The organism is Mycolicibacterium brisbanense, assembly GCF_001570425.1.
Lineage (GTDB): Bacteria > Actinomycetota > Actinomycetes > Mycobacteriales > Mycobacteriaceae > Mycobacterium > Mycobacterium brisbanense.
The window spans coordinates 133,604-159,816 of sequence record NZ_BCSX01000015.1 but is presented as its reverse complement, the minus strand read 5'-3'; the positions used below and the strand labels follow the sequence as shown (position 1 = coordinate 159,816).

The following is a 26,213-nucleotide window of genomic DNA, read 5'->3' as shown; positions in this document are numbered from 1 at the left end:
GGCGATTCTGGCAAATTTTTTGGCAGATAACGGTTAGATCGAGCGTGCCTGCTTGAGTTTAGCTGAAAGTTTGCTGTGGGTAATGCGATCGTTTTGCTGGACCGGAGGCTTCGATGCGTTGATATAGCGCTTGAGCTGCACATATATCAGTTTCTGGGCTACCGATGCGAAGGCAAGAGAGGTCTCCGACAAGGCCTATCGGGCTTTGCCGCACATCTCCCCACTTGATTACAACGTGATCCTTGACACACCTTATGGCAAAGCTTACTGTCTGCTTGCGAAATCGAAATTGACAGTGCTGTCAGTTGAGGGGAGCGACGCTGATGGCTGGTAACGACCACAGTCCTGGCAAGAACCCGCGACGCACCCGTGGTGCGCACAGGATGCAGGCGAAACACTCGATACTCACCCGGACAGTCGCCGCCGGGGGTGCGGCCTTCTGTATCGGCGCCGTCGCGGAGACCCCCGCGGCCGAAGCGCTGTCGATCATTCTCCCGGCCGGCGGTGCCGGGAACACCACCCAGCTCAACATCCTCGAGGGCAACATCATCAACCCTCAGATTGCGATCCCGGGGTCCAACGTCAGCAGCAATTCGACAGCGGGCGGTATTGCGACGGGCAACGGCAACAACAGCACGGTCGTCGGCGGGTCGACGTTCTGGTCCCAGACCATCAACCTGGCGGGCACGACCGGGACGGGAAACACCACTCAGGTCGACATCTTCTCGTACAACGTCATCAACCCGCAGGTCAGCATCGGTGGCAGCAACACGAGCAACAACTCGTCGGTCAGTAACGTCGCCACCGGCAACGGGAACAACAGCAGCACCACGGTGACCTCGGGCGCCGGGACATCCATGGTCGGCGCGGCGGTCGGCAACGGCAACACAACGCAGATCGCCATCGGGTCGGGCAACATCATCAACCCGCAGTGGAGCTTCGGCGGTAGCAACACCAGCAACAACACGACAGTCGGCAACATATCCGCAGGCAACGGCAACAACAGCAGCACCACGGTCGGCTCGACGGGCGGATCTGGAACCACCGCCGTCGGCGGCGTCACCGGAAACGGCAACACCGTCCAGACGTCCTTCCTGTCCTTCAACATCATCAATCCGCAGCGCAGCTTTGGCGGAAGCAACACCAGCAACAACACGACGACCAGCAATGTGTCGAGCGGGAACGGCAACGGCAGCAGCACCGATGTGAGCGGGGGCGGCGGTTCGACGACCGTCGTCGGCACGACCGGTAACGGCAACACCACCCAGCAGTCCACCCGTTCGGGGCAGATCTTCAATCGCCAGACGACCTCGGCTCTGCCATCTCTGTCGTTCCGGCCGCCGACGTCGACTTCCGGTCCGGCGTCGACGCAGTCCACGGGGGCGGGCGTCACGTCTGTTTCCGCATCGGCCGCGTCATCGCCGGCGCCGAAGACGCGCGCCACCTCGTCCGGTAGCGCGCTGGGCGGTTTGCGGTCGATCGCTTCAAAGCTGTCCGGTCAGTCCGGTGGCGCCCCGCGACACGCGAAGGCCGACGGATGACACCGCGCTATCAGCAGCACACCGACCTGCCGCCGTGAGGGCGCCTGCTGGTTGACTTACCGCGGACGGGCCCGTGCGGGCGCCGTCGATGAGCCATCGCCTTCTATGCGATGGACGATGGGCTTAATTGTCGCCGACGGCTGCCCGTTGAATTGTGCTGCAATTCGATGCTGCCTGCGGTGCATTTGACGCGCAATTTAATCTGCTGTGACGTGCTTTCGCGTGCGTGTGACCCCGCGAAACGATAATCGCTGGGTTTATGTTTGCAATTGAAAAAGCAAACAACACGAGCGAAATTAAATGCTTGACACGCTTGTGTAACCGCAATAGATTCCAGCGCGAATGGCATTCCAGGGGAGGTGCATAGGTATGACACTCTGCAGGCCCAGTGCGTACGAATTGGAAGACATAAGCCGTAGTCCACCTGGCGGTTAGGCGGGGTCGACGCCTTTTCTGTTTGGCGGCTGATGCAGGCCGGACATATACGAATGCATTTCGCGAATCGGACCTAAACGGGTCCCTCAATTAATACAGCCATGCCCAAAAACAGCAAATATTAAGGAGCTCAGAAAATGGGTAAGCACACCAAGCCTCGCAAGCCGACATCGTGGAACAAGACGCTCGCTGCTGGCACTGTTGCCGGTACCACCGCGCTGGGATTCGGCGCCCTGGCGGCGTTGGACTCACCGATGGCCAACGCCTCGTTGTTCAATTTCTCCAACCTGTTCAACCCGAGCCCCAAGACCACCACGGTGGTCGGCACCACGGGCAATGGCAACACCACCCAGAAGGCAACCGCGTCGGGCAATATCAACAACCCGCAGGCCAGCGTGCTGAGCCCGGCCATCGGCGGCGTGTCCACCAGCGGCCCGGCCACGTCGTCGGCGGTCGGCGGAGCCGGCACGAGCACGTCGGCCAATACCGCGGTCAACACGGGTGGCGCGGCTGTCGGTGGCCCCACGACGGGCGGTACGGCGGCGAGCACCACGACGGGCGTCAGCCCGGCGGTCGGCGGAGCCGGCGTGGGTGGCGTTTCGACGGGTGGTTCGGGAGTCGGCGGGGCAGGTGTCGGCGGTTCGAATGTCAACGGCGCCACCACCGGTGGACCCGCGACCGGTGGTACGAACGCGGCCGTGGACACCGGCGGCGTCGGAGCAGGCGGCTCCAATGTCAACGGTGCCACCACGGGCGGCCCGGCGACGGACGCCGTCGTCAGCGCCAACCCGGCGACTGACGCAACGGCACCGGTCAACACCCAGACTGGCGGTACAGCAGCCGTCATCAGCACCGGAGACGGCACCGCGACGGCAGGCGGCCCGACCGGCCCGACCACCACCAGCAGTGCCACCAGTGGCGACACCTCAAGTGGTGGGGCGACCGGTGGCGGTGCGACCACTGCTCAGACCGGCGGTGCCGGCACGGGCGGTGCGGTGACCAATGCCCAGACGGCAGGCGGCGGAACGGGCGGCGGCGCCACCACCAACCAGACCGCCGGTGCAGGCACCGGAGGCGCGGCCACAGGTGGATCCGCGACATCGGGTGGCGGTCAGGGCGGCTCGGCCACGGGCGGCGCGACGACCGGTGGTAACGCCACTACCGGCAACACCACGGGCGGCACCACCAAGGGTGGCAGCGCCGGCTCGGTCCAGTCGAGCACCAGCACCGCGACGGGTGGCAGTGCCACCAGTGGAAGTGCGACCAGCTCGGCTAATTCGAGCGCCAACAGCGGCAATACGTCGAAGAACAAGACGAGCGTCAACACCTCGAAGTTCAACGGCAACGGCAGCAGCGTCAAGATCGGCTGACACCGCGAAAAGGAATCACTGAAGGCTGGACCGTCGCCGTCACCGGCGGCGGTCCAGCGCTTCTCTCACCGGTTGGTCCGCTTGGCCCGCCCCAGCACCAGGAGCGAGCTGGGCAGCAGCAGGATCGCAATCGTCAAGAGGATGGCCGAAGTACCGCTGCTGGCAGGCGATCCCGCGTGCTCAAGCATCTCCAGTACGGTGCCGGTTACCGCGATCCCGACGCCACCGAGCGTCACCATGGAGGTCAGTGCCACGCCCGCCGCGGCGCCGGCCTGCTCCGGCGGAACCACCGCCTGCGTCGCCACGGTGGTGAACGCGTACACCAGCCCCATGGTGAAGCCGCAGGCCGTCAGTGCGATGAGATAGAGCGGCCAGCTGTGCGAGAGGGCTAGCACGGCAAGCGAAATCGCCGCGGCGGCGCCTGTCGTACCCATCACTACCATGGGTGGATACTTGGTGGCCAGCCGTCCCGAGAACACACCGCCCGCCGCTGCGCCCGCCGATGGCCCCAGGAATGCCAGCCCGGCCGTCAAGGGATCGAGGCCCCGAACCTCCTGCAGATTCAAGGTCGAGAGGTATATCGCCACCACATAGGCGATGTTGGCGACAGTGCCCGTGACAATCAGCATGGTGAACCGTTGGTCCCGTAGGAGCGAGAGATCCACCAGCGGCCACTTGACCCGGCGTTCGGTCACGACGAACGCCGCCATGGCAATCATCGAGATGACGAACGCCGCCACCGTCGGCAGCGACAACCAACCCCAACTCGGGCCGCGATCGAACGTCAGCGTGAACAGGCCGATGCCGATGGTGATCAGAGCGAGCCCACTGAGATCGACCCGGCGTGGCACGGTGTGGTCGGAACTCTCCGGCATGGTGATGCCGCCGATCACCGCGGAGACGAGGGCCAGTGGCACGAGCAACCAGAAAATGGCGCGCCATCCGACGGTCTGGGTGAGCAGGCCACCGACCAACGGGCCCGCTGCATTGCCCAAACCGCCTATCCCATAGGCCAATCCGATGGCCCTGGCCGCCCGACCCACCGGAAACGCGTTGGTCAGCACACTGACCGAGACGGGGAAGATCAGCGCCGCGCCCACTCCCTGGGCCGCTCTCGACCCGATCACCCACGCTGCGGACGGGGCGACGGCACACACCGCCGACGACGCACCGAAGACGGCGATGCCGATGAGCAGGATGCGGCGGCGACCGAAGATGTCACCGATGCGACCGGCGGGCACCATGCATGCTCCTAGTGCCAGCATGTAAATGCTGATCACCCACTGCAGGTCGGTGGCCGTGGTACCCAGGTCCTCTGCCATCTTGGGCAGTGCGAGATTGACGGCGAAATAGTCCAACTGGACACAGAGCAACGCGGTCGACACCGCCGCCAGAATCCAGCGGTGGCGTGGTGCGGTCGCCGCCCGGTGATCTGTCACAGCCGTAAGTTTCCTGCGCGCACCCCAGACATCGAGCATGAATGGCGATAATCTGACACCCGTATCGGCGATCCGAGGAGGGTCACGTGGTCGGGCGGTATTTGAAGGCTCAGCTGTGGGTGCTGCTGTGCGGCGGCCTGGTCGGGCCGATCTTCCTCATCGTGTACTTCGCCATCGGTGAGAGCGACCTGGTGCGGTGGATGTTCTGGGCCGGTCTGCTGATCACCGCGGCGGACGTCCTGGTCGCGCTGGCCATGACGAACTACGGCGCCAAGTCGGCTGCCAAATCGCAGTTCCTGGAGCAGCAGGGTGTGCTCGCACTGGCTCAGGTCATCGGCATCGCCGAGACGGGCACCCAGATCAACGACCAACCACTGGTCAAGCTCGATCTCCGGATCGAGGGGCCGGGTCTGACCCCGTTCGAGAGCCAGGACCGGGTCATCGCCTCGGTGACGCGGCTGCCGCTGATCACTTCCCGCAAACTCGTCGTGCTCGTCGACCCTGCCACCAACGACTATCAAATCGATTGGCAACGTAGTGCTTTGGTGGGCGGTTTGGTGCCGGCCCAGTTCACCGTGGACGAAGACCACCGGACCTACGATTTGTCCGGGCAGGCCGGGCCGCTGCTGGAGATCCTGCGGATTCTCAAGGCCAACAACGTTCCGATGAACGGCACCGTCGACATCAGGTCCAACCCCGTGGTGCGCCAACAAGTCACCAACGTGGTGCGGCGTGCGGCAGCACAGCAGGCCCCGGCGGCCGCACCGGCGCCGGCACCGACCATGCCCGCTCCCGAACCGTCGACCGCGCAACGGCTACAGGAGCTGGAGACTCTGCGCGCCACCGGCGCCATCACGGACACGGAGTACACGGCGAAACGCCAGCAGATCATCGCGGAGTTCTGAGAGCCGGCAGATCAACTCGGGGGGACGGCAGTGGTCGCATCCGACCAACAAACAGCAGAGAAGGATCAAAAGGTCAGCCTTCCGACGTTGACCGCCATGGTCGTCGGATCGATGGTCGGCTCTGGTGTCTTTCTGTTGCCGCGCCGCTTCGGCGTCGAGACCGGCGTCGCCGGTGCACTGATCGCCTGGGCCATCGCAGGTACCGGCATGCTCATGCTGGCGTTCGTGTTCCAGCGGCTCGCCACGCGCAAGCCCGATCTGGACGCCGGTATCTACGCCTACGCGAAGGCGGGATTCGGCGACTACGTCGGCTTCAATTCCGCGTTCGGGTTCTGGGCGTCGGCGTGCGCGGGTAATACGTCGTACTGGGTTTTGATCATGACGACGACGAGCGCGCTGTTTCCCGCGCTCGGCGCCGGGGACACGGTCATCGCGGTGCTGTGCTCGTCGGTGGGCGTCTGGTTGTTCTTCACCCTGATCCTGTCGGGCGTCAAGGAAGCCGCGATCATCAATCGGATCGCGACCTTCGCCAAGGTGGTCCCGATCCTGGTGTTCATCGTGATCGCCCTGATCGCGTTCAAGGGCGGAGTGTTTGCCGACAACTTCTGGGGCGGCGACGGAAACTACTCTTGGGCTTCGCTTTTCGATCAGGCCAAGGGCACCATGCTGATCACGGTTTTCGTGTTCATGGGTATCGAAGGTGCCAGTGTGTATTCGCGGTTTGCCCGCAAGCGCGAGGATGTCGGCCGCGCCACCGTGATCGGCTTTCTGTCGGTGCTGGCGGTGTTCATGCTCGTGACGTTGTCGTCCTATGGCGTGCTGCCGCAGTCCGAGTTGGCCGGAGTCGCTCAGCCGTCCATGGCATCGGTGCTGGAATCGATTGTGGGGCACTGGGGCTCGATTTTCATCAGGGTCGGGGTGATCCTGTCGGTGCTCGGCGCCTATCTCGCGTGGACATTGATGGCTGCCGAAATCCTCTACATTCCGGCCAAAACCGACGATATGCCGAGGTTTTTGGCCAGGGAGAACGCCAAGGGCGCACCTGTTACGGCACTGGTGATGGCGGGTGGGCTTGTGCAGCTGCTGCTGATCCTGCTGCTGTTCACGTCCGAGGCTCTCGACTTCATGCTGGATCTGACGGCGGCGCTGGCGGTCATCCCGTACCTGCTGGCCGCGGGGTACGCCCTGAAACTGACCATCACGCGCGAGACGTACGGCGACCGACGTTCACTGGTTCCCGACTCGGTCATTGCGGCGCTGGCTACGTTCTACACGCTGTTCCTGGTCTACGCCGCCGGGTGGGATCACCTGCTGCTGTCGTGCATTCTCTACGCCCCTGGGGCCCTGCTGTATTGGACCGCACGGCGCGAGCGTGGCCTGCGCGTGTTCCGTCCCGCCGAGGCGGCACTTTTCGCGGTCATCCTGATCGGGGCGGCGGGCGGCGTGTACGGCCTGGCTTCGGGAGCTATTCAGATCTAGCCATTTCGAGGGTGCGACGAGAGGAAACGACATGGATTCGGCCGAGGACTACGGCGTGCATTCCGAGGTGGGCAAGCTGCGCAAGGTGCTGGTGTGCTCGCCCGGCCTTGCCCACGAACGGTTGACCCCGACCAATTGTGACGACTTGTTGTTCGACGATGTGTTGTGGGTGCAGAATGCCCGGCGCGACCATTTCGACTTCATGGACAAGATGCGCGAGCGTGGGGTCGAAGTGGTCGAGCTGCACAACCTGCTGACCGAGACCATGGACATACCCGAGGCCAGGGCATGGCTGCTGGACCGCAAGATCGTGCCGAACGAGGTCGGCCTCGGCCTGGTCGACGACACCCGCGGCTTCCTCGACTCACTCACGTCACGACGGCTCGCCGAACTGTTGATCGGCGGGATGTCGATACGTGACCTTCCTCCCGAAATGTGTTCGGGTTACCGCTCTTTGGCGCGGGAGGCCGCCGGCATCACCGAATACCTCATGCCGCCGTTGCCCAACACCCTTTACACCCGCGACACCACCTGCTGGATCTACGGTGGCCTGACGCTCAATCCGCTGTTCTGGCCGGCCCGTCACGACGAGACGCTGCTGATGAAGGCCATCTACATGTTCCATCCCGATTATGTCGGGGCCACCGTGTGGTGGGGCGATCCCGAAGAGAGCTGGGGGCTGTCGACCATCGAGGGTGGGGACGTCATGGTGCCCGGCAACGGCATCGTGTTGATCGGGATGAGCGAGCGGACATCGCGGCAGGCCATCACGCAGGTGGCAGCTGAGCTGTTCGCCAACGAAGCGGCCGAGAAAGTGCTCGTGGCGGGCATGCCGAAGCTGCGCTCGGCGATGCATCTCGATACCGTCTTCACCTTCGCCGACCGTGACGTGGTCACCATCTATCCCGAGATCGTCGATGCGATCCAGACGTTCGTGCTGCGCCCCAGCGATACCGCGCCGGGGGTGGAGGTCGAGGAAGCCACCAAACCGTTCGTCGAGATGGTTGCCGCCGAGCTGGGGCTCGGTCGCCTGCGCGTCGTGGAAACCGGTGGCACGAAATACGATTCCGAGCGTCAGCAGTGGGACAGCGGCAACAACTTGGTTGCCGTCGAACCGGGCGTGGTGTTCGCCTACGACCGCAACACCCACACCAACTCGCTGCTGCGCAAGGCGGGCATCGAGGTGATCACCATCGTCGGCGCGGAACTCGGCCGAGGCCGCGGCGGCGGGCACTGCATGACCTGCCCGATCATCCGCGACCCGGTGCAGTGGTGACGGGCGGACAACTTCGTATCCGGCCAGGTCGCGACTGGGGCTAGAACACGTTCTACTTTTGCTGTTAGCCTGGTCGCTGGCTCAGCGAAAGGACCGGTGACGTGGCAGACAGTGGAACGCTCGAGGGTCGGGTGGCATTCGTGACCGGGGCGGCCCGCGGTCAGGGCCGGGCCCATGCGGTGCGCCTCGCGAACGAGGGCGCCGACATCATCGCCATCGACGTGTGCCGCGCGGTGGACGACACCATCACCTATGCGCCGGCCACGCCGGAGGATCTCGCCGAGACGGTCCGAGCGGTCGAGGCCGCGGGCCGCAAGGTGCTGGCCCGCGAGGTCGACATCCGGGACCTGGCCGCTCAACAACAAGTGGTCGCCGACGGTGTCGAGCAGTTCGGCCGTCTCGATATCGTCGTGGCCAATGCCGGTGTGCTCAGTTGGGGCAGGCTTTTCGAGATGTCGCCCGAGCAGTGGGACACCGTCGTCGACGTGAACCTCAACGGCACCTGGCGCACCATCCGCGCCGCGGTGCCCGCGATGATCGAGGCCGGCAACGGCGGGTCCATCGTCATCGTCAGTTCGTCGGCCGGTCTCAAGGCCACGCCGGGCAACGGTCATTACTCGGCGTCCAAGCACGGCTTGGTGGCGCTGACCAATGCCTTGGCTTTGGAGGTGGGGGAGTACGGGATTCGCGTCAACTCCATCCACCCCTACTCGATCGACACCCCGATGATCGAGCCGGAGGCCATGGCCGCGGTGTTCTCGAAGTACCCGAACTATCTGCACAGCTTCGCGCCCATGCCACTGCAGCCGGTGGGGCAGGACGGCAAGGGGCTGTCCACCTTCATGACACCCGAAGAGGTCGCCGACGTGGTGGCCTGGCTGGCTGGGGACGGCTCGGCCACGCTGTCGGGCAGCCAGATCGCCGTCGACCGCGGTGTGCTGAAGTACTGAGTTTCTCCCGCGAGCAGACGTCAAAGTCCGCGACACGCCGCGGTTGGCGCACCGCGGTGTCTGCTCGCCCAGCTAACGCGACTGGCGCGCGTCGGTGAGCGCGTCGGCGAATTGATCGATGGCCCAGTCGATCTCGTCAGCGGTGACCACCAGGGGCGGGGCGAACCGCAGCGTGGACCCGTGGGTGTCCTTGGCGAGCACGCCACGTTGGGCCAGCGCCAGACACAGCTGCTTGCCGGTGCCGAGTTCCGGGTCGATGTCCACGCCTGCCCACAGCCCGAGACCCCGCACCGCCTGAACGCCGTGACCGATCAAGCTCCGTAGCCGGCTGTGCAGGTGCTCGCCGAGTTCTGCTGAGCGGGACTGGAATTCACCACGCTGCAGCATGGTCACCACGGTGCTGCCGATCGCGGCGGCCAGTGGGTTACCGCCGAAGGTGGAACCGTGCTCGCCTGGATGCAGCACACCCAGCACGTCGCGGTCGGCCACCACTGCCGACAGTGGCAAGACGCCGCCACCGAGTGCCTTGCCCAGCAAGTAGACATCGGGGACGACGTCCCAGTGCTCGCAGGCGAACGTGCGTCCGGTGCGACCGAGCCCGGACTGGATCTCGTCGGCGATCATCAGCACGTTGCGCTCGGTGCAGATCTGGCGGACCCGCGGCAAGAATTCGGCGGGCGGGACGATGATCCCGGCCTCGCCCTGGATGGGCTCGATCAGCACCGCGACCGTGTTGTCGTCGACCGCAGCGGCCAGTGCGTCGGCGTCACCGAACGGCACCGCGCGGAACCCGGGGGTGTACGGGCCGAAGCCGCGGCGCGCGGTCTCGTCGTCGGAGAAGCTGATGATCGTGGTGGTCCGGCCGTGGAAGTTGTTCTGGGCGACCACGATATTGGCAGCGTCCGGGGCCACGCGCTTGACGTCGGTGCCCCACTTGCGGGCCACCTTGATTCCGCTCTCGACGGCCTCGGCGCCGCTGTTCATCGGTAGCACCATGTCTTTGCCGCACAGCCCAGCCAGTGCGGCGCAGAAGGGTGCCAGCCGATCGGAGTGGAATGCGCGGCTGACGAGCGTGAGGGTGTCGAGCTGGGCGTGCGCGGTCGCGATGATCTCCGGGTGACGATGGCCGAAGTTGACGGCCGAATACGCCGCGAGGAAGTCCAGGTACCGGCGGCCGGTCACATCGGTGATCCACACCCCCTCAGCGCTCGCGGCCACCACCGGCAGCGGCGCGTAATTGTGTGCGACGTAGCGATCGTCGAGTGCGATGGCTGCGGAGACGGTGTCGGTGTCCACGCCATCCAGCATGCTCACGGGTGTAGTTCCAGGGTGCAACATTTGACGGATCCGCCGCCTTTCAACAGCTCGGTGAGGTCGACGCCGATCGGCTCGAAACCGGCGTCATGGAGTTGGGTCGCGAAACCGGTGGCTGCCGCAGGCATCACGACGTGACGTCCATCGGAGACGACATTGAGGCCCAGCACATGGGCGTCGGCGTCGCCGACCTCGATGGCATCGGGAAACAGCTCAGCTATCTGAGTCCGGCCGGCATCGGTGAACGCCGGCGGGTAGTAGGCGACCGTGGTGTCGTCGAGCACGGCCAGCGCGGTGTCGAGGTGGTAGAAGCGCGGGTCGACGAGTTCCAGGCTCACCACGGGCAGTCCTGTGATGGCGGCGATCTCGTCGTGCGCGTCGCGTTCTGTGCGAAAACCCCAGCCCGCCAACAAGGTTGATCCGACGACGAGGAGGTCGCCCTGACCCTCGTTAACATGTCGGGTACGGGCGAGTGTGAAGCCACGTGCAGCCATCCAATCGGCGTAGGCGTCGGCCTCGGGCGCGCGTTGCGGGTACGCGAACCTCGCGACCACGGCGGTGTCGCCGACGATGATGCCGCCGTTGGCGGCGTACACCATGTCGGGTAAGCCCGCGCGGGGCGCGACGAGGTCGACGGTATGGCCGAGGTCCAGGTAGGTCCGACGCAGCGCCTCCCACTGCTGCACCGCGCGCTTCGGGTCAACCGGGTTCGAGGTGTCCATCCATGGATTGATCGCGTACTCCACGGCGAAAAACCGGGGTTCTGTCATGGCGTAGCGGCGGGTGGTGGCCCGGCGAGGTGTGGGCGCGGACGTGGGCATGACATCGTGCAGTGTTGTCATGAATCGACCATAGAAACCCGCCGTCACGCAATCAATCGCTGGTTATTGCGCGCATACCAGCGATACATTGCAACAACAGCAGCGTTGCGGTGTTTTGTTGCGTGCAGAGGAACGACATGGAACGTCTTGACGAGACCGACGAGCAGATCCTCGCCGAGCTGGCCGAACACGCCCGGGCCACCTACGCCGAGATCGGACAGCGGGTGAGCCTTTCGGCGCCCGCGGTCAAACGGCGAGTGGACCGCATGATCGCCGACGGGGTGATCCGTGGCTTCACCACCGTGGTTGATCCCAACGCACTGGGATGGCGTACCGAGGCCTACGTTCAGGTGTTCTGCCATGGCACCATCGCGCCCGCCGAGCTGCGGGCGGCGTGGGTCGGCATTCCCGAAGTCGTCAGTGCCGCAACGGTAACCGGCACCGCCGACGCCATCTTGCATGTCCTCGCGCGCGACATGCGGCACCTCGAGGAGGCGCTGGAGCGCATCCGGGCCAGTGCCGACATCGAGCGCAGCGAGAGCATCGTGGTGCTCTCCAGGCTCATCGAGCGGGCCAGACCGTAACAGCGCCTTGAGTAGGGTGGCCTACCACCCTGCGGGATGATCGTGTAGAAACCCCCTCGTGACTACACCTGGGGGCATCGTCATCGTCGGAGGCGGCCTCGCGGCTGCCCGGACCGCCGAGCAGCTGCGACGTTCGGAGTACTCCGGAGCGATCACGATCGTCAGCGACGAGGACCATCTGCCCTACGATCGGCCACCGCTGTCCAAGGAAGTGCTGCGCGCCGAAACCGATGACGTCACGCTCAAGCCCGCCGAATTCTATGCAGACAACAACATCACGTTGCGCCTCGGTTCGGCCGCGCAGTCGGTGGACACCGGTGCCAAGTCGGTCACGCTGGCCGACGGCAGCGTCGTCGTCTACGACCAGCTGATCATCGCGACGGGCTTGGTACCCAAGCGCATTCGCTCTTTCCCGGACCTGCCGGGTATCCGAGTGCTGCGGTCCTACGACGAGAGCCTGGCGCTGCGTGCCGATGCCGGATCGGCCCGGCGCGCCGTGGTGGTCGGGGCCGGCTTCATCGGCTGTGAGGTGGCAGCGAGCCTGCGCAAGCTCGGTGTGGAGGTCACGCTGGTTGAGCCGCAGCCGACGCCGCTGGCGTCGGTGCTGGGCGAGACGATCGGCGCTCTGGTCACCCGGCTGCACCAAGCCGAGGGGGTCGATGTCCGCTGCGGCGTCGGTGTCACCGAGGTCCGCGGCACCGACAAGGTCGAGCAGGTGGTGCTGGGCGACGGCACCGAGTTGGACGCCGACCTGGTCGTGGTGGGCATCGGCTCGCATCCGGCCATCGAATGGCTGGACGGCAGCGGAGTCGCGCTCGACAACGGCGTGGTGTGCGACGAGGTCGGCCGGACGAACATCGCCGATGTGTGGGCGATCGGCGATGTGGCGTCATGGCGTACCGCCGTCGGAGACCAAGTGCGCGTGGAACATTGGAGCAACGTTGCCGATCAGGCGCGTGCTCTGGTCCCTGCGCTGCTCGGCCAGGAGGCGTCGTCGGTGAGCTCGGTGCCGTACTTCTGGAGCGACCAGTACGACGTCAAGATCCAATGCCTCGGCGAGCCAGAGGCCGAGGACACCGTGCATGTCGTCGAGGACGACGGCCGCAAGTTCCTGGCCTACTACGAGCGTGACGGCGTGCTCGTCGGAGTGGTCGGCGGCGGTATGCCGGGCAAGGTGATGAAGGTCCGCAGCAAGATCGCCGCAGGCGCTCCCATCGCCGACGTCCTCGGCTGACTTCCCTCTGGAAACGGCTCGTTCTAGAACTGGCCGAGGTAGAACCGGCTGCCCTGGTCGTCGGTGCACTCGGCCATCAATCCGTACGGTTGCTGGCTCGGTTCCTGCAGCACGGTCCCGCCGGCTTCCCGCACGCGCGCGACAGCGGCCTCGATGTCGGTGACGGTCCACATCGGCACGGTCGTGGTGGTCGCGCTGCCGCCGGCCATTCCCGACATCGGTTGGCTGCCCTCGACGGCCCAGCCGTCTTGGATCCGCCCCGGCTCGAACGTCCAGCCCAGCACCCGGCCGTAGAACTCCTTGAACGCCGCTGAATCGGTCACTTCGTAGGTGAGGTACGAAAGTTCGCCTGGCCCTGCGCCATTAAGGGCGGGGCGGGGAACCTCGGTGGACGGTTGGAACACGGCGAAGGCGGTTCCGCTGGGATCGGTGGCGTCGAGGATCGTGCCGAATTCGCGTGCGTCGGGTTCCCCGACCGTGCCGCCCCCGGCGATGATGGCCTGCCGGGCTGCATCGAGATCGTCGACGGCGTAGCAGCAGAACAGCGTTGGCGCACCGGGCATCGGATAGATCCCGACGTGCTGCACGGTGTTGGTGACCTTTCGGGCGACCGGGTCGTAGATCCAGCCCAGCACATGACCGTAGAACGCCGCGGCCTTGTCGGGGTCCGGGGCCCACACCGAGATGTACCCGACGTCACCGTGCTGGATCAGGGCCGGGGCACCAGTCATCGGGCCGGACAACATCCAGCGGTGGCCGGAAGGGTCGAGGATGGTCGCGATGCGCGATCCGTAGTTTTCATACGGTTCTCGCTGCACCTGTGCGCCGTAGCGGCGGGCTCGATTCAACGCTGCGTCGGTGTCGGGGACGTGCAATATCAGACTCACCGAAACCGATTGTGGCGCTGGGGACTTGATGCCGATCTCCGGGAATTCGTCGGCGAGGTACAACCGGCCCCCGGCGAGGCTGAGTTCGGCGTGGCCGATGCGGCCGTCATCCATCACGATCGGCTCGCCCACCTGCACCGCACCGAGTGCCTCGATGTACCACGCGATGGCGGCGCGGGCGTCGGGCACGGCCAGGTAAGGGAGTGCGGCACTGCGGGGTGGTTCCTGCGCGGTGACGCCGGGTGCATTGAGGTCTGCGATAGCGGTATCGGTGCCGGTCATGACAACTCCTTGCGTTCGATTCGGAAGTGTGAGAGCCGATTCCAGACGCGCTCGCAGCCGCGCCGCGAACTGCGGATCGGGGGAAACCGGGAGGTCGGCGTCAGTCAGCACGGTCAGCGGATCGTGGTTGTTGTTGATCATGACTTCCCTCCTTCCGGTCCTGGATACTGCGTTCGAAACGCCCTGCGGGCCCGTACCAACAGGGCTTCGGTGGCCTGCACGGTGCGACCGATCAGCTCGGCACATTCGGGCACTGAGCAGTCGTCCATGTAGCGCAGTGCGAGCACGGTGCGATGTTGCTCGGGCAGCCGGGCCAGCACACTTTCGGCCACGATGCGGTCCAGCTCGGCATCCCAGTCGTCGGCCGGGTCGACCGGCTCGGGCAACTCGGCGACCGGGACGGTCAATCGGTCGTGGCGGCGCCGGTAGTGGTCGGCGAGCTTGTGCCGGGCCACCCCGATCAGCCACGGCACCGAGAGCTGCGGCGGGGACGGTTTGCGGGCGGCATCCATCGCCGCCAGGAACGTCTCCGACGTCAGGTCCTCGGCAGTTCCGCGGTCACCGCAGCGCCGGGCGAAATACCCGTACACCACTGGCAGCGCCTCGTCATAGAGGGCTAACAGTGCCCGCGGAGCGTCTGTTTCGGCGCTCACATCTCTATCGTCGCCGTTGGAGCCCGAACTCCGACACCCCAATTTTCGACGAAAAATCGCTGGCCTGTCAGGCTGCGTGTAGGCGATGGTGGATGCCGTGGTCGACGTTGACGCTTTCATCCGGGACGGGTTCGTCAAGGTGGAACAGGCGGCACCTCGCCAGATCGCCGATCAGGCAAGGAATCTGCTGTGGCGTCAGATGGGACTGTCACCCGCTCTGCCGCAGTCGTGGACGCAGCCGGTGGTCTGGACCGCTGATCTGACCGGTGCCGGCCCGTTCGGTGAACTGGTGGCCAGTGCGCGGCTGGCCGCGGCGCTCGATGCGGTGTGCGGTGCCGGTGGTTGGCAGCCTCGGCACGCGCTCGGAAACATCCCGGTGCGGTTTCCGGTGCGTCCGCCCGCCGATGACCGGGGTTGGCACATCGACCTCAACACGCCGGATTCGACCGGTGGCTGGATGGTCAGCGGTCGGCCGCACACGATGCTGCTGCTGACGCTGCTGTCGGAAGTGGGGCCCGACGACGCGCCGACCCGCATTCGGGTGGGGTCACACCACGACGTCGCGACGGTGCTGGGCTGGGAGCCGGTGGACGCGGTCACGGCGGGTGCGATGGTCGACGCGGTCAGTCGTGCCCGGCGGGTTGCTCACGCGACGGGGTTACCCGGCGACATGTATCTGCTGCACCCGTTCACCGTGCATGCGGCCGACGAACATCGAGGCAGCACACCAAGATTCATGTCGCAGGCCCCGATTGTGCTGACCGAACCGCTCTCTCCTGCCGGCGATACGGTGCTCTCCTGCGTATGGCGCTAGTTACCCGGCCAGCACGTCAAGTCCCGGCGCGACGATGTCGAATGCTTCGCCGATGGCGTCGGTCAGCGACACCGCCTCGTCGGCGAGCCAGTGCTCATAGGCTGACAGCGCGACGCCGAGCATCAGCCATGCCACGGTCTGCGGGATCAGGTCGGTGGATGCCCGACCGGTGCGTACCGCCACGTAACCGGCGATGACCTCGCGCCAGCCTGCGTACATGGTCATCGAATAGGCTTGTAGCCCAGTGGTTTCCAGGATAACGCGCATGCGCTGCCGGTGCTGCGCCATCTCGTCGGCCTCGTAGGTGTTGAACGCCAGCAGCGCCTCGCGCAGAGCCTCCTCGAGAGTCACGCGTGGGCTCAGCGTCGCGAGCAGTTCACGCAACTGCTGCAGGTGGGCATCGAAGTTGCCCCACGGGATGGCGTTCTTCGACGGGTAGTACCGGAACAGCGTGCGCCGCGAGATGCCCGTCGCGGCGGCCACGTCGTCGACGCTGACCTCGTCGAACCCGCGGGCCGCGAACAACTCGATGGCCACTCCGGCGATGTGGTCCTGGGTGGTCGACCGACGCCGTCCCGCACTCATCTGAAACCCGGCCTTCCATTTCGGCACTCGATGCCATATTGTTGCGACCTGGGTCACAATAGTCGAGGCCCATCGTACGAAAGGGGTAAATCCATGGAGCCGAATCAGCAGGTCGAATCCGACACCGAACTCGTCACCGAGACCCTCGTCGAAGAGGTGTCGATCGACGGGATGTGCGGGGTCTACTGACCATGGCCGGGCCTGTGTCCGCACCCACCGGTGCGGCACCGTCGTTCGATCCGGAACGCGGCTGGCGGCTGCACCACCAGGTGGCGGTGCGGCCGGAGCCGTTCGGTGCATTGCTGTATCACTTTGGTACGCGCAAGCTTTCGTTCCTGAAGAACCGGACGATCGTGACGGTGGTCAAATCTCTGGCCGACCATCCCGATGTCCGGTCGGCGTGCCGGGCCGCCGGGGTCGGCGACGATCAGCAGGCCCCGTACCTGCATGCCCTGGGTGTGCTCGCCCAGTCCAAGATGCTCGTTCTCAAGGAGGTCCCATGACCGTTCTGGATTCGGCACCCGCGCCGGCGCCCGTACCGCGACTGGTCGAGCAGTTCGAGCATGGCCTCGACGCGCCCATCTGCCTGACCTGGGAGCTCACCTACGCATGCAACCTGGCGTGCGTGCACTGCCTGTCGTCCTCGGGCAAACGCGATCCGCGTGAGCTCAGCACGCAGCAGTGCAAGGACATCATCGATGAGCTCGAACGCATGCAGGTGTTCTACGTCAACATCGGTGGCGGGGAACCCACTGTGCGGTCGGACTTTTGGGAGCTCGTCGACTACGCGACCGCGCACCACGTCGGCGTGAAGTTCTCCACCAACGGCGTGCGCATCACGCCACAGGTGGCAACGAAACTGGCGGCCAGCGACTATGTCGACGTCCAGATCTCCCTGGACGGAGCGACCGCCGAGATCAACGATGCGGTGCGCGGACCCGGCTCGTTCGCCATGGCCATCCGGGCCTTGGAGAACCTCAAGGCCGCCGGTTTCAAGGACGCCAAGATCTCGGTGGTGGTGACTCGCCACAACGTCGACCAGCTCGACGATTTCAAGGCGTTGGCCGATCAGTACGGCGCCACGCTGCGCATCACGCGGCTGCGGCCCTCGGGGCGCGGCGCCGACGTCTGGGACGAACTGCACCCCACCGCGGCCCAGCAGCGTCAGCTGTATGACTGGCTGGTGGCTCACGGTGAGCGGGTGCTCACGGGGGATTCGTTCTTCCACTTGTCGGGCCTCGGCGAACCGGGTGCGCTGGCCGGTCTCAACCTGTGCGGAGCCGGCCGGGTGGTCTGCCTGATCGACCCGGTGGGCGACGTGTACGCCTGCCCGTTCGCCATCCACGACCGCTTCCTCGCGGGAAACATCCTGTCAGACAACGGTTTCCAGAACGTATGGCAAAACGCGCCGTTGTTCCGCGAGCTGCGGGAACCGCAGTCGGCCGGTGCCTGCGGCAGCTGCGGGCACTACGACAGCTGCCGCGGCGGCTGCATGGCCGCCAAGTTCTTCACCGGTCTGCCGATGGACGGGCCCGATCCCGAGTGTGTGCAGGGCTACGGTGAGCCCGCACTCGCGCTGGAGCGGGACAAGCCCAAGTCCAGCGTCGACCATTCCCGCTCGAGTAAGGGGCCGATCCCGCTCAAGCTCCTCACCGTCCCTCCGAAGAAATTCTGCAACGAAAGTCCGATCTGATCATGGCCCGCGATACCTGGTTCGAAACCGTCGCCATCGCTCAGCAGCGAGCGAAGAAACGTCTGCCCCGCTCCGCCTACTCGTCGTTGATCTCGGCCAGTGAGAAGGGCGTGTCGGTCTCCGACAACGTCGAGGCCTTTGCCCAACTCGGCTTCGCCCCGCATGTGGTCGGGGTCACCGAGAAGCGTGAGATGGCGACAACCGTGATGGGTCAGGACATTTCGATGCCCGTCATCATCTCGCCGACCGGTGTGCAGGCAATCGATCCCGACGGCGAGGTGGCGGTTGCCCGTGCGGCGGCCGCACGCGGTACCGCGATGGGTCTATCGTCGTTTGCCAGCAAGCCGATGGAAGAAGTCACCGCCGTCAACGACAAGATCTTTTTCCAGATCTACTGGCTCGGCAGCCGCGACGAGATCGCCGAGCGCGTGCAGCGTGCGAAGGACGCGGGCGCGGTCGGCTTGATCGCCACGACCGACTGGAGCTTCAGCCACGGCCGTGACTGGGGCAGCCCCAAGATTCCGGAGCGCATGGATCTCAAGACGATGATCAAGATGTCGCCGGAGGTGCTCACCAAGCCGCGCTGGCTGTGGAGCTTCGGCAAGCATCTGCGTCCGCCGGACCTGCGGGTTCCGAATCAGGGGCGACGCGGCGAGCCGGGGCCGACGTTCTTCGAGGCGTACGGACAGTGGATGGGCACGCCGCCGCCGACCTGGGAGGACATCGCGTGGCTGCGCGAGCAGTGGGGTGGTCCGTTCCTGCTCAAGGGCATGGTGCGGGTCGACGACGCCAAACGTGCTGTCGACGCTGGGGTTTCGGCGATCACGGTGTCCAACCACGGCGGCAACAACCTGGACGGCACGCCGGCGGCGATTCGGTGCCTGCCTGCGATCGCCGAGGCCGTCGGTGACCAGGTGGAGGTTTTGCTCGACGGCGGTGTCCGGCGCGGCAGCGATGTCGTCAAGGCCGTGGCGCTGGGTGCGCGGGCCGTCATGATCGGTCGGGCGTATCTGTGGGGTCTGGCGGCCAACGGACAGGCCGGAGTGGAGAACGTGCTCGACATCTTGTCGGGCGGGATCGACTCCGCGCTGCGTGGGCTCGGTAAGGCCTCGATCCACGATCTTTCTCCCGATGACATCTTGGTGCCGCCGGGATTCCTGCGGTCGCTGGGCGTGCCACCGACCACTGGCATTTGACCGGGGGACTGGTCGGGACGGTCCGTAGCGCGTAACCTCCCCGTGACAGGGGTGGCTGGAGAGGCGCACGAGATGGCTTTGGGGAGCCGGCGGAGAAGTTCCGGGAAATCAATTGCTGCTCATGCTTCAACAATTGGCGCACTCCAGGTGAATTCGGCCTACCATCGGCACGTGGCTTTCCCCAGCGAGCTCGGGAACTCGACGACGAGGCAGCTACGCAACGTGTCGCCCATGTTGGTAATCCCGGTCGGTTCTACCGAACAGCACGGACCGCACTTGCCGCTGGACACCGACACGCGCATCGCCTCGGCGGTGGCGCGCGCCGCGGTGGAGCGGCTCGGCGGCGGGTCCGGTTCCGACTGGGTAGTCGCGCCGGCGATCGGCTACGGAGCCAGCGGCGAGCACGAGGGTTTCGCGGGCACCATATCGATCGGCACCGAGGCTTTGCGGCTTTTGCTGGTGGAGTACGGCAGGTCGGCAACGAGCTGGGTGTCGCGCCTGGTGTTCGTCAACGGCCACGGGGGCAATGTGGAGGCGCTGGCGACGGCGACTGCGCTGCTCCGGTCCGAGAGCCGCGACGTCGCCTGGGTACCGTGCGCGGCGGTCGGCGCCGACGCGCATGCCGGCCATACCGAAACTTCTGTATTGCTACATATTTCACCGAGCGATGTGTGGTGCGACGAGGTCGCACCGGGGAACACCGCGCCACTGGCGGAATTGATGCCGCAGTTGCGTCGTGGTGGCGTTGCCGCGGTCAGCGCGGCAGGAGTGCTCGGTGATCCGACCACCGCCACTGCGTCCGAGGGGGAGCGTATCTTTGCTGAGATGGTCGAGGGGTGTACGGATCGGATCCGTCGCTGGCGGCCCGACCGGAACGGGATGCTGACGTGACCGGGCCGAGGCTGCCTGACGGCTTTGCCGTTCAGGTGGATCGTCGCGTCAAGGTGCTCGGTGAGGGCTCAGCTCTGCTGGGTGGTTCGCCGACGCGTCTGCTGCGACTCGCCCCGACTGCACAGACCATGCTCAACGGCGGTCGCCTCGAGGTCCACGACGCTGTCAGCGCGCAACTCGCCCGCACCCTGCTCGACGCCACAGTCGCTCATCCGCGTCCCGCCAGTGGGCCGTCGCATCGCGACGTCACCGTGGTTATTCCGGTACGAGACAACGTATCTGGGTTGCATCGGCTGATCGGGACGCTGCGTGGCCTTCGGGTCATCGTGGTCGACGACGGCTCCGCGGTGCCGGTGTCCGAGGAGGAGTTCGCCTCGATGCACTGCGATGTCCAGGTCCTGCGGCACGCCCGCAGCAACGGACCCGCGGCTGCCCGCAACACTGGCCTGGCGGCCTGCGAGACAGACTTCGTGGCGTTCCTCGACTCTGACGTGGTCCCGCGCCGCGGTTGGCTCGAAGCGTTGCTGGGCCACTTCTGCGATCCAGCCGTGGCGTTGGTCGCGCCCCGGATCGTCGGGCTGCACACGACCGACAATCTGGTTGCCCGGTACGAGGCTGTGCGGTCATCGCTGGACCTCGGTGTCCGGGAGGCGCCGGTGGTCCCGTACGGCACGGTGTCCTACGTGCCCAGCGCTGCCATCATCTGCAGGCGCTCGGCGCTGCTCAGTGTCGGGGGATTCGACGAGACCATGCAGTCCGGCGAAGACGTCGACCTGTGCTGGCGGTTCGTCGAGGCCGGCGCCCGGCTACGGTACGAACCCATCGCCCTGGTGGCCCACGATCACCGCACCGATCTTCGAGAGTGGTTCAGCCGCAAGGCGTTCTATGGCACATCGGCTGCTCCGCTGACCGTGCGGCATCCTGGGAAGACGGCGCCGCTGGTGATCTCCGGCTGGAGCCTGGTGGTCTGGTTGTTGCTGGCCGTCGGTTCGTGCGTCGGCTATCTGGCCTCGTTGGTCGTCGCTGTCATGACCGGCAGGCGCATCGCGCGCTCGCTCAGCACGGTCGACACCGAACCCCGCGACGTCGCCGTCGTCACCGCGACCGGATTGTGGTCCGCCGCCCTGCAGTTGTGTTCAGCGATCTGTCGGCACTATTGGCCGATCGCGCTGATCGCCGCGCTGCTCTTCCGCCGGGCCCGCCAGGCGGTGTTGCTGGCGGCGGTGGTCGACGGGGTGGTGGACTGGGCGACCAGACGCGGCAACGCCGACGACGACACCAAGCCCGTCGGCCTGCTGACCCACATCATGCTCAAGCGCCTCGACGACATCGCGTATGGCACAGGTCTGTGGGCCGGCGTCGTGCGCGAGCGCAACCTCGGCGCTCTCAAACCGCAGCTGCGGAGTTAGCGCTGAGGCCTGATGCGTTTTCTGCTCCTCACGTGCGCCCCTCCTCATCTGCTCCTCACGTGCGCGACGTACTGATTGTGGGCGCCGGCAGCGCCGGATCCGTCTTGGCCGAACGACTTTCCTCCGATCCCGACTGTCGCGTGTGTGTCGTCGAAGCCGGGCCCGCCCCATCGGACCCGCGGGTGGCCGCTCAGATCACCGACGGGTTGCGGCTACCGATCGGCACTGCCAGCGGCGTCGTGCGCCACTATCGGTCGACCTTGACCGAGCATCCGCCCCGCCACACCGAGATCATCCGCGGTTCGGTCGTCGGCGGTTCGGGAGCGGTCAACGGGGGCTACTTTTGCCGCGGACTACCCGGAGACTTCGACGGCTGGGCGGTCCCCGGCTGGAGTTGGCGCGATGTGCTACCGCATTTCCTTGCGATCGAGACGGATCTGGACTTCGATACCGCACTGCACGGCTCCGACGGACCCATTCTGGTCCGGCGCGTGCATGAATTCGACGGGTGTACGGCCTCTTTCGTATCCGCGGCGACGGCGGCGGGTTTCGGCTGGCTGCCTGATCTGAACGGATCGGACATCGATGCGACGTTGCCGGCAGGGGCGGGCGCGGTACCGCTGAACATCAACGGCGGAACTCGCCTCGGCCCGGGCGGTGCCTACCTGCAGCCGGCATTGCAGCGCCGCAACCTGGAAGTCCGTGCCGACACCAGGGTCTGCCGCATCCTTTTCGCGGGAACCCGCGCCGTGGGCGTGGAGTGCCTCGGCGGTGAGACCCTTACTGCCGACCGAATTGTGTTGTGCAGCGGGGCAATCGGGTCTGCTCAGCTGTTGATGCTGTCCGGCATCGGCCCGGCCGTCGATCTCGAACGGTTGGGCATCACAGTGGTGGCGGGATTGCCGGTCGGGGCCGCGACGGTCGACCACCCCGAGTGGGTGCTGCCCGTCGACTGGACGCCCACCCACGACCTGCCGCCCTTGGAGGCCGTGCTCACCACCGCAGACGGTATCGAGGTGCGCCCGTACACGGCGGGCTTCGCGGCGATGGTGCATGGACCCGAGCACGATCCCGCCGAGTTGCCGCACCTCGGGGTGGCACTCATGCGGCCGCGGTCCCGCGGCCGGGTCAGGCTCGCCTCGACGGACCCGACGACGGCTCCGATTATCGAACACCGCTACGACAGCGTGGCTTCCGATGTCGAAGCGCTCCGCGAAGGCGCGGAGATGGCTCGTGAATTGATCGGGGGCACTGCGGAAGTCGGTGCACCGTCGTGGTCGACGTCACAGCATCTGGCAGGCACCGCCCCGATGGGCAACGGCCCGGACGCCGTGCTCGACCCGACCTGCCGAGTGCACGGGATCACCGGGCTGTGGGTGGTGGACGGTTCGATCATGCCCGCGATCACCAGCCGTGGGCCGCACGCCACCATCGCGATGATCGGCCATCGCGCCGCGGAGTTCATCGCCGGCTGAGCGAGGTGTCAGCGCAACGAGTAGCGCACCGGCAGGTGTTTGAGCCCTCCGACGAAGGTCGTGGCGGAAAGCACGGGCGTACCGGCTAATTCGATGTGGTCCAGCCGCGAGAGCAGTTCGGTGAACAGGCTCGCCATCTCCATCCTGGCCAGCGCCGCGCCCAGGCAGAAGTGGACGCCGTAGCCGAAAGCCAGATGCTTGTTGGGGTCCCGCGCGACGTCGAAGCGGAACGGATCGGCGAACACGTCCTCGTCGCGGTTGCCGGAAACGTAAGCGAGGTAGACGGATTCGCCCTTGGCGATCGGCACTCCACGCACCGTCGTATCGGCCGTCGCCGTCCGCATGAATTCCTTGACCGGTGTCGACCACCGGATCATCTCCTCGACCGCGGTGCCCATCAGGCCGGGGTTGGCCCGCAACCTCTGCAGCTCGCCGGGGTTCTCGATGAGCGCAAGCAGCCCTCCGGAGATCGCGTCCTTGGTGGTGTCGTGGCCTGCACTGGCGACGATCACGTAGTACGACGCCGTGTCGACGTCCGACAGGGGTTCCCCGTCGATGCGGCCGTTGGCGATGGCCGACGCGAGGTCTCCGGTCGGGTTGGCCCGTCGCGACGCGGTCAACTGCGAGAAGTACGCGAAAAAGTCGAGCAGCACGGCCAATTGGTCGTCCAGCGACCCGCCCTCGCGCTTGTACTCGTCGTCGTCACCGCCGAACATCTCCTGGGTCAGCATGTGCATGCGACCGAAATCCTCTTCGGGCAGCCCGAGTAGCGACATGATCACGTACAGCGGGAAGTCGACCGCCACGGTGGTGACGAAATCACATTGCGGCCCAGCGGCGGCCATCTTGTCGACATAGCGGGTGGCCAGTTCGTCGACGCGGATTTTCAGATCTCGCATTGCCTTGGGGCGGAACCAGTCTGCGCCGATGGACCGAACCTTGCGATGATGCGGATCGTCCATGTGGATCAGGGTCCGCAGACCCATCCCGGCTTCCAGCTGTTGCCGGGCGAGATCGTCGGCGGCCGCGGTGGCCAGCAGCGGCCGTGGCTCGCTGATGAACAGATCGTTGTCGCGTTCGATGGCCATGATGTCGGCGTGCTTGGTGATCGCCCAGAACGGGCGGTATGGCGGGTTGTCCACCCACGCCACCGGGTTCTCGGCGCGCAGTCGGGTCAGCGCCCCGTGCAGGCGGGCGTCGTCGGCGTAGGCCGTTGGATCGGCCAGGACCCTGGCGGCGTCATCCATCGCAGGCGCGCTCATCCCGATACTCCTCCTAGCAGCAGTTGACGGGTGTCAAGTAGCCAGTCTATGTGATCGGCGCCACTTCGGGCACCGGAATGTCGGATCACCACCGGCTAGGCTCGGCGACTGTGCAGCCAGCAAAGGTGCGCCATCCGGGTCGGCGTCTGACAGCCGTCCTCGCCGTGGTCGTGGTCATCCTGGGATTGGTGCTCGCCGGGTGCGGGCGCAGCGGAGGTCGGACCGTGTCGGGGTCGGCGGAACCGGCAGGGGACCCGTCGTACGTCCACGTCGCACAGGGCACGCTGCGCGGTAACGTGGCGGCCGACCACCGGTTGTTCGCCGGGATCCCTTACGCCGCAGCGCCTGTCGGACCATTGCGATTTGCGCCGCCGGCTCCGGCACCCGGCTGGGCCGGGGTGCGCGACGCTTCGGTGTTCGGGCCGCGATGCGTGCAGGATCCGACGGCCGACCCCGAGCGGGGACGTAACACTTCCGAGGATTGCCTGAGTCTCAACGTCTGGACGCCGCCCGCATCCGGCGAGCGTCGGCCGGTGATGGTGTGGATCCACGGCGGCGCGTTCGTCAACGGCAGCAGCGGGGTGTACGACGCCCGTTGGCTGGCGGCACGCGGCGACATCGTCGTCGTGAGCATCAACTACCGCCTCGGCACTCTCGGATTCCTGGCTCATCCCGCACTCGGGCCTGCGGGCGAGGTCGGCAACTACGGGATGCTCGATCAGCAGGCTGCGCTCCGGTGGGTGCATGACAACATCTCAGCGTTCGGCGGCGACCCCGATCAGGTGACCATCGCCGGCGAATCCGCAGGCGGGATGTCGGTCTGCAATCACCTGGTGGCGCCAGGCTCGGCAGGGCTCTTCCGGGCGGCGATCCTGATGAGCGCGCCGTGTCAGGCGCAGGCGGACCTGGCCACCGCGCAGCGCCGAAGCCTCGACTACGCGGCTGCTGTCGGCTGCCCCGACCCGGCGACCGCGGCGGCCTGCCTGCGCGCCCTTCCGGTGGATCGGCTGCGAAAACCGGTCTGGTACTACAACATCGGCCGCGATGAGCTGACCGGCCCGATCACCGGCACCAAGGTCCTGCCGGTTGCGCCGTTGGCGGCGTTCGCAGCGGGGAAGGGGTCTCGGGTGCCCGTGATGGTGGGCACCACCCGGGATGAGTTCACGTTGTTCGTGGCGATGCGCTACCTGCAGGAGGGCGAGCGCTTCACCGCGGACGAATACCCCCGGCTGCTCGCCGAGACGTTCGGCGCGGACGCCGGCAAGGTTGCCGCGCAGTATCCTCCCGATCGGTATGGTGGTGTGGCACTGGCATATTCGGCCACGGTGACCGATGCTGACTTCTCCTGTGTGGCAGACCGGATGGCTGCGACGCTGTCGGGGCCGGTGTACGCCTACGAATTCAACGACCGGGACGCTCCCGCGCCCGATCCTTTCCGCACCCTGCCTTTCCCGGTCGGTGCGAGCCACTCGCTGGAACTGCGCTATCTGTTCGACATCGGCGGTGCCCCGCCCCTGAACCCCGCGCAACAGACGTTGTCGGACACCATGATCGACGACTGGAGCCGATTCGTCTCCAGTGGCAGTCCGGGCTGGCCGGCCTGGGACGGTGCGTCGGGTTCGCCCCGAATGTCGTTGCAGTCCAGCGGTAGTCACATGGCCGACGGTTTCGCGCAGGAACACCAGTGCCCGTTCTGGGCCGGACTGAAAGGCCGCTGA

Annotated in this window: 24 protein-coding genes; 17 read left to right on the top strand and 7 right to left on the bottom strand. The window is 66.1% G+C overall.

What is annotated here, in order from left to right; translation table 11 throughout:
- The first annotated feature begins 323 nt into the window (after positions 1-323).
- On the top strand, positions 324-1,541 hold the full coding sequence (locus tag RMCB_RS06050; protein ID WP_062828051.1) for a hypothetical protein: 1,218 nt from the start codon (positions 324-326) through the stop codon (positions 1,539-1,541).
- A gap of 572 nt (positions 1,542-2,113) precedes the next feature.
- Positions 2,114-3,346, top strand: coding sequence for a hypothetical protein (locus RMCB_RS35805; protein WP_062828050.1), 1,233 nt, complete (start codon positions 2,114-2,116; stop codon positions 3,344-3,346).
- Between the two features lie 65 nt (positions 3,347-3,411).
- On the opposite strand, the gene RMCB_RS06035 is transcribed toward RMCB_RS35805, so the two are convergent.
- Entirely contained in the window at positions 3,412-4,785 is a 1,374-nt protein-coding gene (locus RMCB_RS06035) for an MFS transporter (RefSeq protein ID WP_062828049.1), read from the bottom strand.
- An 86-nt stretch (positions 4,786-4,871) separates the two neighbouring features.
- On the opposite strand from RMCB_RS06035, the gene RMCB_RS06030 reads away from it, so the two are divergent.
- The 4 genes from RMCB_RS06030 to RMCB_RS06015 all read left to right on the top strand — a co-directional run bounded on the left by RMCB_RS06030 (position 4,872) and on the right by RMCB_RS06015 (position 9,395).
- The gene (locus tag RMCB_RS06030) at positions 4,872-5,690 is read left to right on the top strand and encodes an SHOCT domain-containing protein (RefSeq protein ID WP_062828048.1); all 819 of its coding nucleotides are present in this window, start codon (positions 4,872-4,874) and stop codon (positions 5,688-5,690) included.
- A 30-nt stretch (positions 5,691-5,720) separates the two neighbouring features.
- Complete coding sequence (locus RMCB_RS06025) at positions 5,721-7,169, top strand: basic amino acid/polyamine antiporter (protein WP_062828047.1); 1,449 nt, start codon at positions 5,721-5,723, stop codon at positions 7,167-7,169.
- A 31-nt stretch (positions 7,170-7,200) separates the two neighbouring features.
- The gene (locus tag RMCB_RS06020; RefSeq protein ID WP_062828046.1) at positions 7,201-8,445 is read left to right on the top strand and encodes an arginine deiminase; all 1,245 of its coding nucleotides are present in this window, start codon (positions 7,201-7,203) and stop codon (positions 8,443-8,445) included.
- Between the two features lie 101 nt (positions 8,446-8,546).
- Positions 8,547-9,395 carry a mycofactocin-coupled SDR family oxidoreductase gene (locus RMCB_RS06015; protein WP_029369141.1) on the top strand — a complete coding sequence of 283 codons (849 nt, stop codon included), beginning with the start codon at positions 8,547-8,549 and terminating at the stop codon, positions 9,393-9,395.
- A gap of 72 nt (positions 9,396-9,467) precedes the next feature.
- On the opposite strand, the gene rocD is transcribed toward RMCB_RS06015, so the two are convergent.
- Both rocD and ddaH read right to left on the bottom strand, forming a co-directional pair.
- On the bottom strand, positions 9,468-10,703 hold the full coding sequence (rocD, locus tag RMCB_RS06010; protein ID WP_072278421.1) for an ornithine--oxo-acid transaminase: 1,236 nt from the start codon (positions 10,701-10,703) through the stop codon (positions 9,468-9,470).
- 2 nt (positions 10,704-10,705) lie between these two features.
- A complete protein-coding gene (gene ddaH / locus RMCB_RS06005) occupies positions 10,706-11,551 on the bottom strand; it encodes a dimethylargininase (protein ID WP_084388370.1) in 846 nt (281 codons plus the stop codon).
- A gap of 116 nt (positions 11,552-11,667) precedes the next feature.
- Between ddaH and RMCB_RS06000 the strand changes: the two genes are divergently transcribed.
- Both RMCB_RS06000 and RMCB_RS05995 read left to right on the top strand, forming a co-directional pair.
- Positions 11,668-12,114 (top strand): Rv2324 family transcriptional regulator, encoded by a 447-nt coding sequence (locus RMCB_RS06000; protein ID WP_029369136.1) that lies wholly within the window; start codon positions 11,668-11,670, stop codon positions 12,112-12,114.
- A 58-nt stretch (positions 12,115-12,172) separates the two neighbouring features.
- Positions 12,173-13,348: an NAD(P)/FAD-dependent oxidoreductase gene (locus RMCB_RS05995; protein ID WP_062828044.1), complete on the top strand. Its 1,176-nt coding sequence runs from the start codon at positions 12,173-12,175 to the stop codon at positions 13,346-13,348.
- 23 nt (positions 13,349-13,371) lie between these two features.
- Here RMCB_RS05995 and RMCB_RS05990 read toward each other — a convergent pair whose 3' ends face one another.
- Both RMCB_RS05990 and RMCB_RS05985 read right to left on the bottom strand, forming a co-directional pair.
- Positions 13,372-14,655: a VOC family protein gene (locus RMCB_RS05990; RefSeq protein WP_062828088.1), complete on the bottom strand. Its 1,284-nt coding sequence runs from the start codon at positions 14,653-14,655 to the stop codon at positions 13,372-13,374.
- Complete coding sequence (locus tag RMCB_RS05985; protein WP_062828043.1) at positions 14,655-15,170, bottom strand: RNA polymerase sigma factor; 516 nt, start codon at positions 15,168-15,170, stop codon at positions 14,655-14,657. Before RMCB_RS05985 ends, RMCB_RS05990 begins: the two co-directional genes overlap by 1 nt.
- A 97-nt stretch (positions 15,171-15,267) precedes the next feature.
- On the opposite strand from RMCB_RS05985, the gene RMCB_RS05980 reads away from it, so the two are divergent.
- The gene (locus RMCB_RS05980; RefSeq protein WP_201028239.1) at positions 15,268-15,984 is read left to right on the top strand and encodes a phytanoyl-CoA dioxygenase family protein; all 717 of its coding nucleotides are present in this window, start codon (positions 15,268-15,270) and stop codon (positions 15,982-15,984) included.
- Here the strand turns inward: RMCB_RS05980 and mftR are convergent, their stop codons facing one another.
- A complete protein-coding gene (gene mftR, locus RMCB_RS05975; protein ID WP_062828087.1) occupies positions 15,985-16,569 on the bottom strand; it encodes a mycofactocin system transcriptional regulator MftR in 585 nt (194 codons plus the stop codon).
- A 93-nt stretch (positions 16,570-16,662) separates the two neighbouring features.
- Here mftR and mftA point away from each other — a divergent pair, with 93 nt between their 5' ends.
- The 7 genes from mftA to mftG all read left to right on the top strand — a co-directional run bounded on the left by mftA (position 16,663) and on the right by mftG (position 23,233).
- Positions 16,663-16,758 (top strand): mycofactocin precursor MftA, encoded by a 96-nt coding sequence (mftA, locus tag RMCB_RS05970; protein WP_063827636.1) that lies wholly within the window; start codon positions 16,663-16,665, stop codon positions 16,756-16,758.
- A gap of 2 nt (positions 16,759-16,760) precedes the next feature.
- Entirely contained in the window at positions 16,761-17,072 is a 312-nt protein-coding gene (gene mftB / locus RMCB_RS05965; RefSeq protein WP_062828040.1) for a mycofactocin biosynthesis chaperone MftB, read from the top strand.
- Positions 17,069-18,262 (top strand): mycofactocin radical SAM maturase, encoded by a 1,194-nt coding sequence (mftC, locus tag RMCB_RS05960; protein ID WP_029369128.1) that lies wholly within the window; start codon positions 17,069-17,071, stop codon positions 18,260-18,262. The genes mftB and mftC overlap by 4 nt, the downstream gene beginning before the upstream one ends.
- A 2-nt stretch (positions 18,263-18,264) precedes the next feature.
- Positions 18,265-19,458 (top strand): pre-mycofactocin synthase MftD, encoded by a 1,194-nt coding sequence (mftD, locus tag RMCB_RS05955; protein ID WP_062828039.1) that lies wholly within the window; start codon positions 18,265-18,267, stop codon positions 19,456-19,458.
- A 147-nt stretch (positions 19,459-19,605) separates the two neighbouring features.
- Positions 19,606-20,349, top strand: a complete 744-nt coding sequence (gene mftE, locus RMCB_RS05950) for a mycofactocin biosynthesis peptidyl-dipeptidase MftE (RefSeq protein WP_062828038.1) — start codon at positions 19,606-19,608, stop codon at positions 20,347-20,349.
- On the top strand, positions 20,346-21,758 hold the full coding sequence (gene mftF, locus RMCB_RS05945; protein ID WP_029369124.1) for a mycofactocin biosynthesis glycosyltransferase MftF: 1,413 nt from the start codon (positions 20,346-20,348) through the stop codon (positions 21,756-21,758). The genes mftE and mftF overlap by 4 nt, the downstream gene beginning before the upstream one ends.
- Positions 21,759-21,817: 59 nt before the next feature.
- Positions 21,818-23,233, top strand: coding sequence for a mycofactocin dehydrogenase MftG (mftG, locus tag RMCB_RS05940; protein WP_062828037.1), 1,416 nt, complete (start codon positions 21,818-21,820; stop codon positions 23,231-23,233).
- 8 nt (positions 23,234-23,241) lie between these two features.
- Here mftG and RMCB_RS05935 read toward each other — a convergent pair whose 3' ends face one another.
- The gene (locus RMCB_RS05935) at positions 23,242-24,495 is read right to left on the bottom strand and encodes a cytochrome P450 (RefSeq protein WP_062828036.1); all 1,254 of its coding nucleotides are present in this window, start codon (positions 24,493-24,495) and stop codon (positions 23,242-23,244) included.
- 77 nt (positions 24,496-24,572) lie between these two features.
- Between RMCB_RS05935 and RMCB_RS05930 the strand changes: the two genes are divergently transcribed.
- On the top strand, positions 24,573-26,213 hold the full coding sequence (locus RMCB_RS05930; protein WP_081661359.1) for a carboxylesterase/lipase family protein: 1,641 nt from the start codon (positions 24,573-24,575) through the stop codon (positions 26,211-26,213).

Bases quoted from the DNA above. Each gene is read 5' to 3' on its own strand.
- RMCB_RS06050 (WP_062828051.1), top strand. From the start codon at position 324: ATGGCTGGTAACGACCACAGTCCTGGCAAGAACCCGCGACGCACCCGT.
- RMCB_RS35805 (WP_062828050.1), top strand. From the start codon at position 2,114: ATGGGTAAGCACACCAAGCCTCGCAAGCCGACATCGTGGAACAAGACG.
- RMCB_RS06020 (WP_062828046.1), top strand. From the start codon at position 7,201: ATGGATTCGGCCGAGGACTACGGCGTGCATTCCGAGGTGGGCAAGCTG.
- rocD (WP_072278421.1), bottom strand. From the start codon at position 10,703: ATGCTGGATGGCGTGGACACCGACACCGTCTCCGCAGCCATCGCACTC.
- ddaH (WP_084388370.1), bottom strand. From the start codon at position 11,551: ATGACAACACTGCACGATGTCATGCCCACGTCCGCGCCCACACCTCGC.
- RMCB_RS06000 (WP_029369136.1), top strand. From the start codon at position 11,668: ATGGAACGTCTTGACGAGACCGACGAGCAGATCCTCGCCGAGCTGGCC.
- mftR (WP_062828087.1), bottom strand. From the start codon at position 16,569: ATGAGTGCGGGACGGCGTCGGTCGACCACCCAGGACCACATCGCCGGA.
- mftA (WP_063827636.1), top strand. From the start codon at position 16,663: ATGGAGCCGAATCAGCAGGTCGAATCCGACACCGAACTCGTCACCGAG.
- mftB (WP_062828040.1), top strand. From the start codon at position 16,761: ATGGCCGGGCCTGTGTCCGCACCCACCGGTGCGGCACCGTCGTTCGAT.
- mftC (WP_029369128.1), top strand. From the start codon at position 17,069: ATGACCGTTCTGGATTCGGCACCCGCGCCGGCGCCCGTACCGCGACTG.
- mftD (WP_062828039.1), top strand. From the start codon at position 18,265: ATGGCCCGCGATACCTGGTTCGAAACCGTCGCCATCGCTCAGCAGCGA.
- RMCB_RS05935 (WP_062828036.1), bottom strand. From the start codon at position 24,495: ATGAGCGCGCCTGCGATGGATGACGCCGCCAGGGTCCTGGCCGATCCA.
- RMCB_RS05930 (WP_081661359.1), top strand. From the start codon at position 24,573: ATGTCGGATCACCACCGGCTAGGCTCGGCGACTGTGCAGCCAGCAAAG.